Origin of the sequence: Nostoc sp. UIC 10607, assembly GCF_047228265.1 — a bacterium.
GTDB classification, from domain to species: Bacteria; Cyanobacteriota; Cyanobacteriia; order Cyanobacteriales; family Nostocaceae; genus Nostoc; species Nostoc foliaceum_A.
In genome coordinates this window covers 144,955-164,215 of sequence record NZ_JBIQNW010000001.1, presented here as the reverse complement: position 1 = coordinate 164,215, position 19,261 = coordinate 144,955, and the positions used below count along the sequence as shown (strand labels likewise).

Below are 19,261 nucleotides of genomic sequence, written 5' to 3'. Positions count from 1 at the left end.
TAAAAAAAGGGCATTAGCTTGAAATTTTAGCAAAAGTCACTTATCTGTTGTGACAAACTCATGATTTTAGGACTTGATCTGTTTCTAGTATTTTGTTTCTAATTAGTTCAAGTGATAATAGCAGACCAGTCATCCCTAAACTTATCAGTAGTCAAGAAAAATTTATAACCCCAAATTTTTTCATTAGCTACTCAAGAGAGCTTCGACAAATTCATAGCTAGAAAAGGGGCGCAGGTCTTCAATTCCTTCGCCAGCACCAATAAAGCGAATAGGTAAACCTAGCTGTTGCACAACGGCAAGGGCAACACCGCCTTTGGCTGTGCCATCTAGCTTGGTTAAGACAACGCCACTCAGTTGGGCAGCTTGGGAAAAAACTTCGGCTTGCCGCAGTCCATTTTGTCCTAAAGTGGCATCTAGAACCAAAAGAGATTCTACTTTAGCATTTGGGGCTTTTTTGTCGATAATTCGCCGGATTTTGCTGAGTTCATCCATTAAATTTTTCTTGTTTTGCAGTCGTCCAGCTGTATCTACCAGAAGTAATTCTGTTTGCCGTGCTTGGGCGGCTGCGATCGCATCAAACACAACTGCTGCCGGATCTGTATTTTTTCCAGGATTGGCAATTACTTCTACACCACTTCTACTACCCCAAACCTTCACCTGTTCCACGGCGGCAGCGCGGAAGGTGTCTGCTGCCCCAATCAAGCATTTATAACCAGATTTTTGTCCCAAGTGGGCAATTTTGCCGATAGTGGTAGTTTTCCCGGCACCATTTACCCCAGTGATTAACCAAATATTCAAGGTTTCTTTTTCTGGGGTAAAGCTCATTTTGTGGGATGTTTTGCTCGGTGCATCCAGCATATCCCGAAGGATTTTTTTCAGGTAAGCGATCGCTTCTTCTGGTGCGGTGACTTCTTCTCGAAGTTTTGTCTGTAAGGCATTGATAATAAAGTCTGTCGCCTCTACACCCACATCAGCTTGCAGGAGCAATGCCTCAATTTCCGTTACAGCAGCTTGGTTAAGCGGTCCTTGACCAACGATCGCCTTTAGTTGGTTGAGAATACTACGGCGAGTTTTGTCTAACCCTTGCCGGAGCTTTTTCAGCCAAGTAATCTCCTCAATAGAAACGTCTTCTGGATTTCTACCTTGGGCTGCTAAAACTTTCGCTGACCAGACAAACCCATCATCAAATACCAGTCCGGGAATTTCCTCTCCTGCCTCTAAGGTTGTAGCTACTGGCTTTACTACCTCCGGTTCTGGGACATCAATAGCAGTGGCTATTAGTTGTTCTAGCTTGGCTTGCCGTTCTGCCGCCGCCCGTTCTAAGAAGGATAAGGTGGCTGGTGCTGTTGGCTGTGTTGCCTCTGGCGTAGCTATTGGTTCGGTGGGTGTTGGTTCAACTTCAATTCCCGTTAGTTCTGGGCTTTTTACATCTGGCTCTTCAGCAATTGCTGCCACTGAGGAATCTTCCATACTTTCTTCCTCAGTAGCTGCTTGAATAACTTCTTGCTGTGATGTTTCTACGGTCGTACTAGCAGGTTCCTCAGTTGTTTCTGGTTCGGTGATTTCCGCAATTGTTGTTTCTGCGGTTTCAGGTTGTGCTGATAGTGCTGAGGTATCAGCTACATCAGGTGGGGTTTCTACTACCTCGGCTTGTTGTTTTTGCTGAATATTTTTGTAAGCAGCTTTAGCAAACGCTAACAAGTCTGCCGTTGTGTCTGGTGCAGTTTCATCTATTGATGTTGGCGTTTCGGCTGGCTCTGCTTGGGGTTCTTGTGTAGGAGGAGTTTCTTCCTGTTTCTTATCAGAGGGAGTGTCAGAGGAATCGTTATATTGACGACGGAACCAATTAAAAACCATTGCAGCAGTTTTAGTTGTTATATGAGTTATGAGTTATAAGTTATGAGTTTAATTTAACTTTGCACTTTTTCCTGGAGTGAAAACTTCCGGGTTATCTTCACCTTTTCAACACCAGTTTGAAAAGAATCGGTACAACAGAAGCTTCCCTCCGTTCGCGCAGCGTCTCCCCTTCTCCCAAAAAGAGAGGCTAGCACCAAGGGAGAAATTCCGCTCGGAGAAAGCCGCAGAAGCGGCTACAGACTTTTCTCTACGGCAGTATAGGAATTACGAAGTGGTACTAAGTAAGTTGGCACAATAAAATCAAACTATGTGAAGAAAGAAAAATGAACAAGGGTTTTAACCCTTATAACTATTGCCTCTTGCCTTTTGCCTTATCCCAAGGACAATTATTTACGTCGACTTAATTATGCTGTTTTTTTCTGCTCAGTGACTCGGCGCAAAACACCGTTAATAAACCGATGACCGTCGTCTCCACTGTAGCGTTTGGCTAGCTCCACAGCTTCGTTGATGGCGATACTGTCTGGAACTCCTAAAAACTTCATTTCTGCCACAGCGATTTGCAAAATATCGCGGTCAATTTGGGCTAGGCGAGTTACTTGCCAATCTACTAAGGCAGTAGAAATGAGTTCATCTATAATGTGTCGATTTTCGTTAACGGTAATCACAAGCTCTTTAGCGTAATTCCGAACTCCCTTGTCCTGATTAGCTAACTGAATCAATACTGGGAAATCAACTGCGGTACCCAACTGATTAATTGCTGTCTGGGTGCAGGCGATCGCTTCTTGAAGCATTGTTCTGGCAGTATTGAGATCGGAGGCCCGAGTTTGGCTACTTAAGAGGCGATCATTGCTGCGTTGCAGTTCACCTGCGGCATTATCAAGGGTATCTTGCACTTCTGACGTCAGAGTGCGTACTGCTCCTAGCACCAACTTGGATACTAGTTGATCGTCTTCCAATTTATCTAATTTTTTTGGGTTGACTGGCAATTGGCTAAGGCTTAAAAGCGCCAATTCACGAGCAATTTGCTGGGGTTTACGAGGTTGCATAAAACTGAGGGGTGCTTGTGCGAGAACTGATTAACTAGGCGGGACAAACTTATAACTATATCAATTTTGGCACAGTCAAACAACAACATTACGCATTTGCTTGTGACTTTGCCAGATTGATTTTAACTAAAAACTATCCTCTGACTTTCTTTGCTTCTACAAGAGGATATGGAAGAAACGAACTCTTTTTCTGGTAGGATTATATATCTTGATCTTCAATGCCGTAAGCGAAAACCAAGCTAATAGGTACAGGTCGCAAGAGAAAGATTTGGGTCTTGGGAACCACTACTTCTGGTAAAAGGAGGGAATATAAGACCAATAAAACTACGGAGTTTTATTGCCTATTCCCGATGAATTGCGAGAGCTTACACCATACTTGGATAATTCACGTTTCTTCAACAGGAATAATCTGCTGCTTAATTTTGTCGTGTTTTACTTCTAGTGTGGATTCGGGGAAAAGCAAGGGCGTATTGGGGGCGACAATGCCACCTGATACAACTATTTTAAAGGCGTCTTCAATCGATATGGAGAGGTTCACCACCTCGTCTTCAGGAACTATTGCGTACCATCCGGTAGTCGGATTCGGGGTGGTAGGGATAAAAACACTTAGCACGGGGCGAGACATCTGGGCTTGGATATCACTGCTGATTGCACCAGTGACAAAGGCGATCGCCCAAATTCCTCGACGGGGATACTCTACCAAAATTACCCGGCGAAACTTGCCATTAGAATCCTTTAGTATGGTTTCTAAAAGCTGTTTGAGAGTTTTGTATACCTGTCCTGCTAAAGGAATTGCCTGTAATAACCGCTCACCAAAATCTAACAACCACCGCCCAGCAATATTGCGAGCCATCAAGCCCATTAACAAGATACTTAGTAGCGGCACAGCCAATCCTACTAATAAATTCAGCAAATTTACTAGAATTGGGTTTAAGCCATCAAAGGGATTCAGTTGTTTGGGTATTTGGGTGAGGAAGTTGATTACCCAATTAGCAATGGTAATTGTCAGCCAGATAGTGGTTGCTAGAGGAATTACTACCAACAAACCAGCAATCAGGTCGTTTTTTAAGTCCTGTTTTAGGCGATCGATTACCAAGCCCCGATTCTCCTGTTTTAAGCTAGAGGAACTTTTGTTATTGGTATCCATACCAGCAAATTCATCAAATAGCAAAGGCTTTACTTGAAGCAGCTTCTACCGCAAGTAACTTAACTGTCCAAGAAGCTAGCAGCTTGGCTGCTGCCGCAAAAACACGTACTTGTTGCTGGAAATCAGCTATTTTCCTACAAGCATACACATAGACATCAACCAATCCGATAGCGGCTGGTTATTTCCAGAAGATGTTACTTTTCTTTGTAAGACTTGTAAATGATTGTTGCAAGCCCTTAGGTATTACTAATCTACCGCGCTCAATCAAAAGCTGCTCATGATTGTGAAAGTACCAGCAGGTAAACTAAGGAATTATTTTATCTGTCAGTCACACACATTTGAGCAAGAGCGGCTTTTATGAAAATGTTCTGTTAAAAATATTAATTTATTATGCTGGTTCTCGTTTAGGTGGAAAACGCGATAAGGACGCATAGGTAGCTGTGCGTCCCTCTGAATTCTGATTTTGCGATCGCGTACCAGTCAGCAGTAACCAATCGCTGCTTCTAATCTCCAGTCGCCTTTACGCGATATCAACCTGTGTAGTTTCAGAATCCGCACACTGCAACTGTTGTGTACTCTCTTGCGCCAGAATTGCTGTTGCGTCTAAATTGGGTTTTGGTAGATACTTCATTTCCCAAACTTTGAGCAAAATCAGATATTCGTAGAATGCCTGCAATGTACACCAAGCAAGTCCAGCGTGTCCATCTAAACAGCCGCCTAAGATAAAATACATATATACAAACCGTAGCAACGGTCTGGCGGGTAAACGCAACGACAAATCTTTTAGGGCGCGGCGTTTTTCGACTTCCGATTTGCCAAAAAATAAATCTCGCCAGTTTACGTTCCCCTGTTCTAGTTGATACAGCGTTTCTTGAGCTTCATCTGTAGAATAACGGTTATGCTTGTCAATCCAGCGGCTCAAGCCTTTGCTACAAGTGTAGTGTGGGTATGTTTCTTTTATAAAGCTAGTTGCACCCTCACAAACTTCCCGTTCAGTATGACCGTAGTCTGTAAACCAGACTTTACCGTGGCGGAAGAGGCGCATTTGGTAACGGGGATACTGTGTGCTGTAACGAATCCAGCGATTCATAAACATGACACGTTCAGCCACATAGTAACCGATGTAGTCTGGATTCTGACTGGCCTTTTCGCATTCCGCGAACAGTTCTGGTGTCATGCGCTCGTCAGCTTCGAGAATGTAAACCCATTCATGCTTCCGGGGAATAGACTCTAACATCCAGGTGCGTTGGCGTCCGTGGCTTTCAAAAGCGTGTTGGACGACGCGAATGGGATAGCGACTGGCGATTTCCACAGTGCGATCGCTACTGCATGAATCCACAACAATGATGTCATCCGATAGCATCGCCGATTCGATACAAGCAGCAATATCTAACTCTTCGTTATATGTCAGTATGTAAATTGAGAACATTACCCAAGTTTTATAGCGATTTTAGTCAGTGATAATTGCCTTTTTATTGTTATTAGCTATTAGGCGTATGGCAGTATAAGCCGTCAATAATTATTGGATACGTCCTACTGCCATACCGATAGTGCATTAACGTGCGGTAGCTCTAGGTTTACCACCTTGTATAGCACCCCTACCTTTTAAGCCTGTCCAGCCGATGATAATGTAACCAATAGACAACAGCAAACTGCTAATCCCAATCCGCAGTCCAGATTTCCAAGCAGTATCTTTAGCTTGTTTCTCTGCTTCGTCTCTGCGCTGGCGAACTTGGCTCAGTTGTTGAGTTCGCAGCGTTTGAATATCTGTTTGTTGTTGGATAGCTTTGTCAAGTACTTGAGGATCTGTTTTAGCCTTCTTCAGTAACTCTTTTATATTTGCTGGAATTTGAGAGCTTTCAAGTGCTTGCTTATATCTCTGATCATCTTTGAGTATTTCACTAAACTGAGCTTTGGTTTGGTTTCGCAGTTGCTCTAATTGAGCTTTTCCTTGCTCAGTATTTAGTTGTGCTTGCAATTGCGATAACCGAGTATTCAGTTGAGTTTCTGCCTGATCTGCTTCTTGGGTAATTCGGTTGAGTGTTTGAGTCTTAGCTTGATTGACGTTATTGAGGTGCAGGGGAAAAATCAGCAAGAACATCAACCCTAAAATACTTGAGAGGATCACGGCGGGAAATCTTAAATCGATACCTTGGGGGCGATCGCTTCCTGCATCAGCACTATCAATCCAATAGGCAGCAAACAGCAGCCCCAAACCAACTAAAGGAACGATTCCTCGATCAACTAGCGCTGTTGCCAAGTTGATTTGCCATACCCGATCAGTCGGTTGAAAGGGTAACAATAGAATCAAAAAGTCAACAAGAAACGACAAAATGCAGATTATTCCAACTACCTTAAGTGTGAGGGCAGTACTTACGGAAGCAAAACGGTTGACCATAGTTTTTCAAACTGGCGGTGAATACGAGTGATTTTCATATTTCAAGCTACTTAAATATTGTGCCCATGACCGTAACTGTTGTGTACAAATATAAAGCAGATTCAATATTGGTAAAGGCTATCTGCCTCTAGGTTTTCAACTAGGCCACAGTAGCATTTGTTATGTACAGTGTCTTCAGGAAATTCCTAGTGTTTTAAAATACTGACCTAGTGCGGGGCTGTAGAAAAAGGCTTATTAAGTATCTCCAAATAAAAATACTCAACTACTTCTTGTGCGGTGGGCATCTTGCCATTCGTGTCAAATTAACCTAGACGTTAGGTTTAGCAAGCGTTCTACTGGAGTTTAGACTACATCTCGCTGATTATTCCATCTCCCCTGCAAAGGCTTGTTCCCAAATCGGCAGATCCTCCGGTCGGTCAACATCAGCTAGAGGCGACAAGTTCACATGTGATAAATTTAGTTTCTGGGAAATGTCCACGGTTTTTTGGAATACTTGAGCAGTTCCCCACTCGATGTTAACGAATAACTCCGGGATGAGTTGACGCAAACCAATTAAGTAATATCCACCATCGATCGCAGGGCCAAGTATGAGGTCAAAGGCGTGTAACCTCTCAAACGCTGTCGCTAGAATCTGGGCATTCACTCCAGGACAATCTGTACCGATGATAATTACTTTTTCTGCTCCAGATTCAAAAGCATCGAAAAGCGATCGCGCCATCCGCGAACCTAGATCCCCTTCACCTTGAGACTGGTAAACTAAATCCAACCCCAGCCAGTCTTGCATAAGTTGCAAATCGCCACCTGCAAACCGCACTTCCACAGATATGGCAATGGCTTTTTGCAATTCTTGAACCTGAAATATTGTATATTCAGTCATCTGGCGTTGAAGATTGGCAGCACCAACAGTTCCCAAAACAGGTATCAATCGGGTTTTTGTCTTACCTGGTTCTGGATAGCGGGTGAAAATAATCAAGTGCTGTTTTGGGTTTGCTGGTAAGTTCAGCACGCAATACCTTGTTTAATTAAACTACAAATATCTTAATAGCAATAATCACCCTCATTGTTTGCTGTAGAGTGCTCTTTTGCCATTCGCATTGCTCCTAAAATCGTAGAGACATAGACGCAACGCTTAACTTTACCACCATACTGACTGGAGATAGTTATACTTCGCGGTAGCGAAACAATATTACCTCTGTAATCAAATTTAATTTGCCTAACGCCATTTGAAATTTGTAAGGTAGTTTCCGCATCTAAACGCACATTGTTATCTAAGTTATTCCAGTTAGCGTTAGAGGGGTTTACTGTAGCAGGATGAACTGCCCATTGAAGGATGCCATTTTGCTCACGAAAACTAGTTTGCCAAGTCAATTTTTCCTTGGTGGCTTGCCTTTGGGCTTGGCGCATTGCATAGTAAACCTCGTTTTGTGCAGTGTTGAGGCGGCGAGTCTCCACAAAAGTGAGCCAGTTGGGTATTCCCAACTGGCTAATATACCAATTAATAGAACAACTATTAACAACTCTGGTAGAGAAAAACCACTGCTAGAGGGCTTATTCAAAAGATTTTTTGCATTAACTAGAGACTGTAAATGCACCCGGATATTCATTTTTGTCTTCTGGTGATTTTTCAGCTATCTAGCTGGTGAGCAATGTTTCAGTTTCTTGACTTCTGACTTTGCGCTCGTTAGTAATGCTATCAAGCAACGCAGGCATTAGCAGAATTATGATAATTTTCAATAATAGTTTGAAAGTGAAAGTTATACGCTTCAATCTTAAAGAGTCATTAAGGATATAATTCCACAAAAATTTAGCCGCAGCTAAACCCTTTTGTCTGTTAAATGGCTTTTGTAGGGATTTACAAGTCAGGTATTTATATAAATTTGTTAGACTTAAATTCCAAGTATGCTTTGCTAAAGGTCTTTCTTTATATGCTCTCTCAAGTACCTGCAAGCAAGCTTTTTCTTGTCTGACAAGATTGGAAGAAACTGAATTAGCACTTATACGGTATAAGATTTGTGCAGATGGTACACATATAAAATCAAATTTACAGGCTAATCGTAGCCACATATCCCAATCTTGAGCAGCACTTAGACATTCATCAAATCCGCTTAATTCGATTAAAGACTCTCTACGAATCAACGGATTGGAGCCATTCTCTAAAAAGTTTGTTACCAATAACTTTTCATAAACGTCTCCATTGGCGGTAAAGTGTGTACCAGAAAGGACAAATTCACTGTTTTCATCAATATAATTAGTCCAACTATAAGCAACTTTTGCAGTAACGTTTTCTTCCAGAGCCTTTAACTGAGACTGAAGCTTATCAGGTGTCCAAAGATCATCCGCATCTAAAAAACTAACAAATTCTCCAACAGCAAGGTTTAGCCCTCGGTTACGACTAATATTTCCGCCAGCATTAGGGTAAGAAAATACTTTTATTCGTGAGTCTTGAATTTCTGCAATAACATCTAAAGTGGAATCTTGTGAACCATCATTTATTATAATTAACTCCAAATTAGTAAAAGTTTGGTTTAAAACAGATTGAATTGTTTCTTTAATGGTTTTTTCGCTATTATAAGCTGGGATGATTACAGAAATCATTACTGTATTGAAATTTGAATTAATCATTTTGCATAGTTGTATTTTCTAAAATTTTGTCTAGCTTCCATTTTAAAGAATAAAAAGGACTCATCATACTAGCCCAATAAAAATTAATTTCAAAAAGTGCAATTAAATTACTTTTTAATTGCCCTCGATACTTAATAATATGTTGTAATACGCGATGTAAATTACCCAAGATAGTCTTAACCAAAACTATTGGTTTTTGCCAATTTTTAGCATTGATCAAGCGTAGCTGAAAAATACATAGACCACAACCACGTGCTAGTACTAGTAAGTAGTCTTTTTCTAGCCGCCAATGTGGAATTTGATGATCGATATGCATTGCAGGATTGTACCAAATTTCCCAACCTGCTTTGTGTAAGTATAAGAGAGCTTCTGTATCATCTCCGCTAACCATCAATTTACTAAGTCTCCCCTTAAAAACCAATTCTTCTGGAACACTTTCACACCAAGCTTGCTTACGGACTACTAACGCAGCACCCGGAGGAAGTCTTAAATTATCTGCATCAAATAAATATGGTTCTATTCCGTGTTCTCTAATAGCTAGAAATGCTTGAATTCTTGTAAAATCCTTTGGGGGACTTACTTCAAAATTACCGTGAATTTGACCACTCCAAGCACCAGCTTGAGGATGCTCTTTGCCGAAAGTATAAGACTGTAAAACCCAGTCATTTGCTGGTAGGTTATCATCATCTACAAATGCAATAAATTCGCCTCTAGCTTCATTTACTGCCCGCATTCTTGCAAAGGCAATTCCCTGTTGCTTTTCCAGAAAATATTTTAACAAGAAATTTCTATTACCTATTTTTTGATAAGCCTGGATTACCTCATATGTATTATCGTTACTATTATTATCAATAATAACTATTTCCCAATTTATATTTTTTAGCCCCGTTTGATTAAAGAGTAAATCTAAAACTTTAGGCAGCCGTTTTGCACCATTATATGTAGGAATAGCTACAGTAAAATCTATATTTTTAAATAGTTCATTCATATATTGATTTTTTAATTATATTTTTTAGTTAAATAGCCATTTTTCCACAGATAAAAAGGACTAATCAGGCTACTTACAAACAGTTGCATCTCACAAGCAGCGACTAAATCCGTTTTCAACATAGTCCGATATTTGAGCAAATGTAAAGCAATTTTACGCAAGTCATTTATCATATAAGCTAAAAGAGCAACTGGTCTATATACATGTTTGACATTTACCATTCTAGTTACATAACGGCTAAGTCCAATACCTCTAAAAAATGGAATTAAATAGTCTTTTTGTAAGCGGGAACTGGGTATTTTGTGATAAATTTCCATTTCTGGGTTATACCAAATTTTCCATCCTGCCTTTTGGATATAAGACAACATTTCTAAGTCTTCACTGGTGAGCATATTACCTTTAACTCTACCAGTTAAAATACACTGTTCTGGTACACTTTCTAACCAAGCTTGTCTACGGATAACAAGTCCAGCAGAAGGTGGCAGTATTTTTTTAGCTGCTTCATATAACAGCGGTAAATTACCCCGTTCTGTAATGGCTAAAAATGGAGCAATTCGCTGAAAGCTTTCTGGTGGTTCTACTTCCCAATCAGGGTGAATTTGGCTGCCATAAGCTCCCGCTTGAGGATATTTTTCACCAAAAGCATAAGCTGCGGATACCCAATTTGATAATGGGTAGTTGTCATCATCTAGAAAACCTATGAATCTACCTTTAGCTTCTGCAACTGCCCTTTTTCGAGCATAAGCTGCACCTTGTTTTGGTTCAAAGCAATATTTTAAAGGGTAAGGATATTGCCAATTTTTCTGATAGGTTTGAATAACTTTAGCTGTGTTGTCAGTGCTGTTATTGTCTACAACTATAATTTCCCAAGATAAGTTTTCGGTGTGAAGTTGGTTTTGTAGTCGCTCTAGTAGTTCAGGCAAACGACTTTCACCGTTGTAAGTTGGGATAGCTACAGTAAAGTCAAGGTTTTCAGTCATTTGTCAAAAGGTATATTTTGATTAGGATGCTTTTTATATATTAAGCCAATGGCTAATTTTTACTGGCATTAAAGAAATCTATCAAAACCATAAAACTGTGCCTGATGCTTCAATTTTGCTATCAATTTGCAGTTTTATGTTCAGTATTATTTCGTATTTCTATAAATTTACGCTATTAAAATTGCTTAATCACACTGGGAGTCTTTCGCTATGATAGTTGAGCCTAAAAGAGTTTTCACAATGACGCATCGCTTTACGCTACTCGCCAATGTAGAGTTTGCAGATATTGGTACAGCTACCACTATTTTTAAGCCAGGTGGCTCTGTCGATGGAGCTATAACTGTTCCAAAGTTTGCATTTGGTAAAGTCCCCATATAGTCAAAAGTAATTTTGGCTGATGCATTTAAAGGGTAGGATACAGGAGAATTAGTAGTAGTATTGCCAATACTACTACTAAGATTCCCGCCCAGCAGTAATTTATCAGCATTAACTCCGACATCCGCTCCTAAAGGTTTCCATATGCTGATTCCAACATCGGTACGATAAATAGCAACCTCTACATTTTGGGTTGTGGTATTTTTTTGAAAACTGACGCTGTAACTAAGTTTTTTGTTTTTAGCTTCGCGCTGTGCTTCTTGCAGTGCCGCGAAAACAGCGTCATTAGCCTTATTTAGCTGCTGTCGATTCACAAATGCAAGCCAACCAGGAGCTGCGATCGCTGCTAGAATTGCTACCATCAGCAGTACTACTGTTAATTCTATCAGGCTAAAACCAGCATCATGTCGATTGCAGCTATAGTGTCTATTTACTAAATATTGCTGCTTTTGTTTTGTTTTTTGGCTGTGTAACTGGAAATAATCGAATAATTTTAAACTAGGAATATTCAGCATACTATCCTGCTTTTAGTAATCTTTGTCAAAGATAGAAGCTATTTGCTAAATATAAAGCTGCTTCCTTGAACCTTAATGTTTGCACTCGGAAAATAACTAGATTTACTTTCGGCGTAACGTACTTTAGTTTCATCTTCTAATAAGCGAGCTTGTGCGTTACCTCTTAAATAAACTTCAACAGTACTTCTATTATTTGCGTCAACTGAAGCTACACAAGCATAAAAGCCTCTTCTCTCAATAGTTGCTGGAACTCTTCTAAAGACAAAGCTAGTAGGGGTAGGGCAAGTTACTGCTGCTGCTGTCATTGTTGGGGTTTCCTGTGCTATTGTTGTTTGATCTATAAAATCAACCAAAACCACAGGAACTTGATTGTAAGTCCCTCCTGCTCCTAAACTATTTGTCCAACTATTCATTTTTGCTTGTAATGTTATGCCTTTTTGTGACACGTCAAATGGTTTAAAACCTTTATCTGGACATGGAAGATATTTTTCGGTGGTAAATCCATCGCAAGCACCTTCTGTAGCAGCAGCATTTGGAACGCCATCCTTAATTTCCCATCTGGCGATGCGGGCAGCTTTAGACCAGTTAGTATTATTGTCTTTAATTAAATAGTAGGCAACTAATGAGTAAACAAAAGTATCATCTTTTTCAGTGCCTGTAATTGTAATTGCTTGATTAACTAATTCTCGTTTCCAAAAGACGAGCACAGGAACTCTATCTGTTGCACTAGGCAGTTGATTCCCAGTTGTACCTGCATTTGGGCAAGTACTAGTATCAACAGTACCGCTTAGACAACCAATTCCAGTAGCATCATATATATATAGTGCTTGTTGGAGATCACGAGCAATATAGTCAAGCGCTGCTTTAATTTCTTGCTCAGAGGTGGCTTTAGCTTGTTCCTGGCGGTCAGTGTTTAAAACACTGATCATAAAGCCTAGCAACGGCGTAATTACCAGGAATGCAATGATCATAGCCACTAATAATTCAATGAGCGTGAAGCCACTATTTTTGTTTTGCTTGTAAGGGAGTTTTAGCTGAGTACTTAACAGCCACCTCAATATATTCATTTTGCTACAGTTTCTCCTTGGTGACAAATACTGAGTCATCAAATCATTTATTTTTGCTGGGTTAATTATGGTTGACAACCACCAAGTCTTCCGCATAAAGCGCTATAAGAGCTTTGACCCCTGACAATTTCAGTTGTCATTTCTACTAGTGGTGCTTTGCGATCGCCTAATCCTCCTGTGAATGTTGCTGCTTTTTGTCCACTGCTACCCGCAGTTAAAGTACCAAATTCAGCATCTGAACGATATACCCGAACTCCCAAACGATAGCCTTGACCTTTATCAGCGTCGCTATCTGTGACAGCAACGCGAATAGCCTGAATGTAAAATAGATCGCTAGTACAGCTTGGACTAGCAAGGCTGCCATTTTTGTTAAAGCAATATAAACCAGTGCTAGCAGTAGGAACTAACGTACCATTCAGTAAATAGTCACTACTTGAACTAGATACATTTCTAGTTGTGCTAGCAGTCAATGTAACGGTGATTGTCGGGTCTGAGATTGTTTTAGACTTAATAGCATCAATGAAGGCTTTAGCCGCTCCTGTTGCCAATTCTATGCGTCTAGCTTGCACACGAGTTGCTGTTGACATGACTAGAACAGGTGCGATCGCTACCAGCAAAACGCTAACCACGAGGATTGCCACCAGCGACTCAATGATCGTAAAACCAGATTGGCTCGATTGGGAAGATGATTGTTGTAGTTGGTGTATGTTCATAGTTAGTCTTTCGATAGGGCTATGTTTTACAGCGATTGGTGATTAAGTGTAATACACTCGTAAGCTCTGTCCAAACCTCTCCCCTTTGTAAAAGAGAGGCTTGGAATTTCCTCCTTGCCTACTAGGAAAGAGGGCTAGAAATTAAGTCTCTTAACGTGGTTTATTCAATTAATAAGTGCTGTAAAAAAATTTCATTCAACACTTCAGGATGGTTGGAGTTTGCAGTCACTAGGACGTTCACTTGCAGGTAGTGCAAATTTGAAACCGCTGCCAAAGAAGGTGCTGTCCGCAGAAGGCATATCAAACCCATCTGCTGTCTGAGTTTGGACAGCACACAACAGAGTTTTCACCCAAAGGTCATCCCGACCTACTTCTCTGAAGTATTCATTTGGAGGATCAATAGCTGGAATTACAAAACGCTGGGCAAACAAGTCGGGATTTTGCGCCAGTAACGCCACATCAAAACCCCAGTTACGGTTAGGAGGCATATAATAAGGCGCTTCCCCAGCAGGACTATTACCTATAGAAGTACTATCTGATGTGTAACCAGGTCTATTAGAATTGAGAATTCTAATAAAGATACTGTTATTCTTTGCAAGGTTAGCAAGGGTAGTATCATTAGGGTTAGAAGAGGTTGCAGGAGCAGTTGTTGGTCCTGGTCTGACAAGAACTTGGAATGGTGCAGTAGCATAGATACTGCGTTTAAATTGGATGAATGAACCGTTGATATTGGCATTAACTCCATCCCAATTTTCTAAGAAGCGTACAAAGTTATGCAAACCCCCATTGATTTCGTAGCTAGTTGCACCCACACGAGCCGGAGTATCACCAGCTGCAATTACTAGATTAAAAGTTGTTTCACTTGCCTTAGACAACCATCTAGTATTTTTAACGACAGTGGATAATCCTCCTGCTAAACTGGCATAATCTTGATCTTGAGGCCCTGTAGTGGTTGTTACCTGTAATTGCAATACAGGTTCTAATAGCGGCTGGTACAACGCATTTCTGATGGGTGTAGTCGTGAATGGTGATGTGGCTCCGGGGAAATCCCTAGGCGAACCAGAAGCTGGTAGCTGAGGATACCTGTAGAATATACGATGAGTGTTATCGTATTTTATCTCACTAGTGTTGAACCCTGGTGCGGTAGTAGAAGTACTTGTTGTGGTTGCAAACCATAGCGCATTAGGCGCTATGTCAGGTATACTAGCCGGGTCTACTACACCAGATGTGATAACTAGCGGAAGTTCTTTTACTACACTTGATTTAATACCTAGCGGAATGGGAGTACCTTGATTAAAAGTAGTGAAAGCCACATTAGAAGCATCAACTAGCTTGGCAAAATTAAGAGCATAATTAGGATCGGTTGTGAGTATATCGTATTTACGTTTGAACGCAACCCTACGAGCAAATCGTTCAAAACCAGTCCTTGGCGATCGCGCAGTTGTACCAGCTAAGAGGTTGTTAGGATCTGCATCTATTACTTCACTAGACCTTTTGAAGATGTCTGCTATCTCCAAACCATTGGTTGGATCTTGATCATTGGTTTCATCATTATCATTATCTAAACCCACATGCCAGTCACCTGGTTCACATTGTGAAACTGGTATCTTGAAGCACATTTCCATTACATACTCTGGGAAATTTCCTCGGCGCTGAATGGGTGTGACAAAGTTGTTCAAATAAGAACTGTTATTGTCAGTACCAGTGGGAGTACCCTTGTAGTAGGCATCACCACCAGAATCAGTGAAGAATTTAGATGAAGTGACGAAGTTGTTATTCCAGAAACCCACCTTCAGGCGGCTGAGTACGATGTTAGGGTCACTTCCTTGGTTATTTCGCAAGTCGTAATCACCCTCATTGCGAAAACCTTCGCGGAAGTTACCAGAAAGCAAGGTAACAGCATCAGCAATCACTGATGCTGATCGCCAGGTTTCTCCAGTTGTGCAATTGGGAAGTCTAGAGTCTGCCGGCCGACAAGCAAAGTCAGGATCGCGATTTGCCGCAGCGCGAGTGTAAAATTTACTATCGTAAGTAGCATCACTGGGAGGAGGTAAAAGACCCGCATCTTTAAATTCTTGCTTGGTATGCAGATTAAAATTGCCTTTAACATAAGCTGGCAGGTCGGTTGCTAAAACTAAGCCTTTTTCTTCTGCTCTGTAATTGTTTTCGCGGCTCAAGTCACTGCCATTAATCAACATAATGGCGTTGGGTCGCCGCTCTGGATCAAGCCTGTAGTCAGTAGCACTGACATTTTCACTTGAGTTACTGGCATCTTTTTGAGCATCATCACGAGATGCATAGATAATGCCACTATTCGGTAACAGATATTCGTTAGACCAAGTACCAGCGATTGATTTTCTGCGAAGCTTATCTAAATCTATGACAGTGGCACGAATTTCTAAAGGTTGGCGCTGTTCAACTTCTAAATTGTAGTTTCCGGTTAACGTGCCACCTTTATCTATAGCTTTAATTTGTCTGGCATCAAGAAATGTAGTTTCCTTAATTGCATCATTAGGAACATAAGTTTCACTCGTTGAGAGAGTTCCATCGGCAATTTCTATTGCACAAATTGTGGAATCAATTGCTGATTGCTCAGATAAGGTCAGGTCTTTATCTGTTGCTTTGAGTAGTGCTTGCCGCAGTAGCGGATTTACAAAACGACCGTTGGGAAATGTCAAGTTGGCTTGATACTTTAAGCGATCTAGCAAAGCTACAGCAGTGTTCGTTACATCATCAGCATCCGCCGCAGTTGTAAACAACCCACTGGTTAACGTCTGTCCTCTAGTTATTTCATCAGATGTAGTATCGGAAATTTCGTAAACGACCCCATTATTAGAAGCTGCTGCTGTTGTTGAAACGAGAGGATCGTAGGTGTTTGTGGTTGCTGTTGTTTGATTAGTGGGATTGTAATAACTGCTGACACAGGCTATGGGTTCTTGATAATGATCTGGTGTAGTCGCATTAGGATCATACGAATTACGGTTGTAGTGATAAACTGCTGTGGCACGCATCACCAAATGCCCACGTGTTGGAGTACCGTCGATAGGATTAGCAGGATCAGGCACTAGCATGGGCATAGTGTCAGGCCAGACTACTAATGATGAAGTAGTAGGTAGTCCAGAACCTGTACTTCTATATATTCCTGCACCTGTAACTACTCGTAATCCACCAACTACATCAAGAGCATCAGCGCGGGGTGAAGCGGCTGCTATTTCCCAGAATCCGTCACGTCCAGTCACCCCTAAATCTGCCAATTGTTTGACGCTAGTAGTACGAGTACGATCTTTAGTAGTGCTACCTGTCCATTTCACACCAGTAATGGTTTCAGGTTCTTCCTCTCCGACAAAAATTCCTTTTGTGCTGTCCCATCTGAGTTCAGGTAAATTGTTACCTACTACAATGCGATCGCCTAACCGTGATTCTATGACAGGAGAAGTTTCTAAGGTTGCTGGGTCTGTAGCAGGTAACTCTGATGTAGTTAGCGTTAGTGTTGTATTGGTATTCGTGGGATATATCCAGCTATCTGGTGGACGTAGGGCATTACTTCTTGCTGAATCGTCATATCCTGCGAGAACATTTGCTGTAGTAAAACTACCAACGCCATCATTACCATAAGGTACTTCATTAAATGGTACGCGTCTGGTACGTTTTTTGAAGTAGATTTCCAGTTCTTCTCGACGTACCTTGTTAGAATCTAAACTTGGGTCGGCTGCAATCCGCTTGCTTTTATTATCTTCGACCTCTTGGGGGTCAGTAGTTGTAGCGTGAGCGAATTGTGCATTTACTAACAAGTCGATCCGTTGAGCATAAGCCTGACTGTTATAAGCAATTTGATTTGGGTTATTCGAGGTAGATTTATTTGTGCTTGCAAGTGATGTTTGTGTAGGGACATCATTTTCTCTAAATAAATCTACTTGAACTGCCCCAATATCTGAAGCACTTATCGGCCCATTACCTGCAACATTACCACCAACAACTATTCTGCCATTTTCTCGCTCGTAATAACAAGAATATCTACTGCTGACCTGGAATAGCGTAATATTTTGATTACTTTTACCAGTCAAAAAATTACTGTTGGTGAAAATACGCCCATTCAAACGAAATCTAGGACCAGGTGTAATATCTAAGTCATCTTCATAAACGACAGCATTATTAGTAATGGGAACTTGACTACGGTCTTGTTGCATTTCTAAAGCCGAGAAACCCTTGTTACCTTGATACTTCTCATATTTAGTTGTATCAAGAAGAGTAGCTTGAGTAATATCACTAATGGGAACCGTTGCTGTATATACGAAAAAGCTTTTTTTCAATTCACCAGTTGGTAACTTATACCAACCAGAAGCGCCTACCAAGCTGGCACTAGTCTCACCAGCTACATCACAAGCTCCACCTGCCTTAGCTGGTAGCATAGGAGGCGTTCTAGCATCCAGTGGACTTCTCTTTCTCTCTTGAGTTGTACCAGTTTGGGGGGGAGTGCGGAAGTAGATACCGTAGAGAATAAAGCTATCAAATTTACCGTTATTATCTGTATCGGCAGGAAATTTCCAGGCTGTTTGTAAGTTTTCTTTATTCTCTAAAATAATACTACTATCTGCTTCAATTGTAGTATCTTTGTCAAGATTATAAGCCAGGTTTATGGGAGTTTCATCACCAAATGTATAGACAGGAAGTTTATTGGTTAAGGTACTGTATAGTGTTACATTTGATGGAACAGAACGTGGCAGAGTCGGGTCGGCAAATAGTGCAGTTATTTTTGCTTTAGCTCTCTCCAAAGCAGGGGTGGCGGCTTGTATTGTCGCTTCATTCACCCGAACATTACTAGCATTTTTGGAGCGTTCAAAAGACCGAAATAAAATTGCAGTTGTTAACAGTACAACTACCAACGTTACCATCGCCACTGTTGGTAACACAAAGCCAGCATTCGCCGATCCGCGTCTTCTATTCGTGCCAAAAGAAGCTCGCAGAAGCCAAATAATTTGCTTGTTAATTGCAGATAAGAACTGCTTGCTAATTTGTTTGAAGGTTTTTTGAATTGCCTTGACTAGCTGACGTTTTCGAGACATAGCTGCTTCCCTGTCAAGTGACTTTTAGCGGTTTTTGTATTTTTTCGACATCTCTCATATTTAGCCTGCAAAGCTTTTTTACAGGCTAAATATGAGACTATATTTCTCTAACTAGTGCATCTGGTTTTAATAAGTTCCAAATGAAGTAACTACAACAAAAGACAATTTATTTAAAGTTATATCATTTATAAATTGTTTATTTATTCGGTAAACACTGATTTTTTCAGAATTATTTAATTCAAGTTGCATAAGGAATAAGAGCATAACTTCACAGTACAATTGCGGAAATGTATTTTATTTGAAGGCAAATTTATGAAGATGTTGTTAGCAAAGTAAACTTATAATACCCACCGTTAAAGGAAAGATATCAATTGGGTGAAAAATAATCAGATGTTCGACTCATATACCCGACTTTCTAAAGAAGTCGGGTATCTTGTTGTTCGACATCCCTTTCGTTAATTACTAATTATTTACTAGCTTGTATAGCAAT

Annotated in this window: 13 protein-coding genes and 1 pseudogene; all 14 read right to left on the bottom strand. The window is 40.8% G+C overall.

Going from position 1 to position 19,261, the window contains the following annotated elements; all coding sequences use genetic code 11:
* Positions 1-183: 183 nt before the first annotated feature.
* Positions 184-1,857 (bottom strand): signal recognition particle-docking protein FtsY, encoded by a 1,674-nt coding sequence (gene ftsY / locus ACEYW6_RS00650; RefSeq protein ID WP_412978238.1) that lies wholly within the window; start codon positions 1,855-1,857, stop codon positions 184-186.
* Positions 1,858-2,261: 404 nt separating this feature from the next.
* Complete coding sequence (gene nusB, locus ACEYW6_RS00645) at positions 2,262-2,903, bottom strand: transcription antitermination factor NusB (protein WP_190896800.1); 642 nt, start codon at positions 2,901-2,903, stop codon at positions 2,262-2,264.
* Positions 2,904-3,288: 385 nt separating this feature from the next.
* The gene (locus tag ACEYW6_RS00640) at positions 3,289-4,050 is read right to left on the bottom strand and encodes a DUF502 domain-containing protein (RefSeq protein WP_412978237.1); all 762 of its coding nucleotides are present in this window, start codon (positions 4,048-4,050) and stop codon (positions 3,289-3,291) included.
* Between the two features lie 520 nt (positions 4,051-4,570).
* Entirely contained in the window at positions 4,571-5,479 is a 909-nt protein-coding gene (locus ACEYW6_RS00635) for a glycosyltransferase family 2 protein (RefSeq protein ID WP_412978236.1), read from the bottom strand.
* Positions 5,480-5,605: 126 nt separating this feature from the next.
* Entirely contained in the window at positions 5,606-6,448 is an 843-nt protein-coding gene (locus tag ACEYW6_RS00630; RefSeq protein WP_196509545.1) for an HpsJ family protein, read from the bottom strand.
* Between the two features lie 361 nt (positions 6,449-6,809).
* Positions 6,810-7,454 carry a TIGR04282 family arsenosugar biosynthesis glycosyltransferase gene (locus ACEYW6_RS00625; RefSeq protein ID WP_412978235.1) on the bottom strand — a complete coding sequence of 215 codons (645 nt, stop codon included), beginning with the start codon at positions 7,452-7,454 and terminating at the stop codon, positions 6,810-6,812.
* A gap of 32 nt (positions 7,455-7,486) precedes the next feature.
* A pseudogene (locus tag ACEYW6_RS00620) lies at positions 7,487-8,052 on the bottom strand (Tfp pilus assembly protein FimT/FimU).
* 28 nt (positions 8,053-8,080) lie between these two features.
* A complete protein-coding gene (locus ACEYW6_RS00615) occupies positions 8,081-9,070 on the bottom strand; it encodes a glycosyltransferase (protein ID WP_412978234.1) in 990 nt (329 codons plus the stop codon).
* Entirely contained in the window at positions 9,063-10,058 is a 996-nt protein-coding gene (hpsE, locus tag ACEYW6_RS00610) for a hormogonium polysaccharide biosynthesis glycosyltransferase HpsE (protein ID WP_412978233.1), read from the bottom strand. Before hpsE (ACEYW6_RS00610) ends, ACEYW6_RS00615 begins: the two co-directional genes overlap by 8 nt.
* A gap of 11 nt (positions 10,059-10,069) precedes the next feature.
* Positions 10,070-11,038 carry a hormogonium polysaccharide biosynthesis glycosyltransferase HpsE gene (gene hpsE, locus ACEYW6_RS00605; protein WP_412978232.1) on the bottom strand — a complete coding sequence of 323 codons (969 nt, stop codon included), beginning with the start codon at positions 11,036-11,038 and terminating at the stop codon, positions 10,070-10,072.
* A gap of 185 nt (positions 11,039-11,223) precedes the next feature.
* On the bottom strand, positions 11,224-11,928 hold the full coding sequence (locus ACEYW6_RS00600; protein ID WP_412978231.1) for a Tfp pilus assembly protein FimT/FimU: 705 nt from the start codon (positions 11,926-11,928) through the stop codon (positions 11,224-11,226).
* A gap of 38 nt (positions 11,929-11,966) precedes the next feature.
* Positions 11,967-13,073 (bottom strand): hormogonium polysaccharide secretion pseudopilin HpsC, encoded by a 1,107-nt coding sequence (gene hpsC, locus ACEYW6_RS00595; RefSeq protein ID WP_412978230.1) that lies wholly within the window; start codon positions 13,071-13,073, stop codon positions 11,967-11,969.
* Positions 13,061-13,708 (bottom strand): hormogonium polysaccharide secretion pseudopilin HpsB, encoded by a 648-nt coding sequence (gene hpsB / locus ACEYW6_RS00590; RefSeq protein WP_412978229.1) that lies wholly within the window; start codon positions 13,706-13,708, stop codon positions 13,061-13,063. Before hpsB ends, hpsC begins: the two co-directional genes overlap by 13 nt.
* Positions 13,709-13,911: 203 nt before the next feature.
* Positions 13,912-18,771: a hormogonium polysaccharide biosynthesis protein HpsA gene (hpsA, locus tag ACEYW6_RS00585; RefSeq protein WP_412978228.1), complete on the bottom strand. Its 4,860-nt coding sequence runs from the start codon at positions 18,769-18,771 to the stop codon at positions 13,912-13,914.
* Positions 18,772-19,261 lie beyond the last annotated feature (490 nt).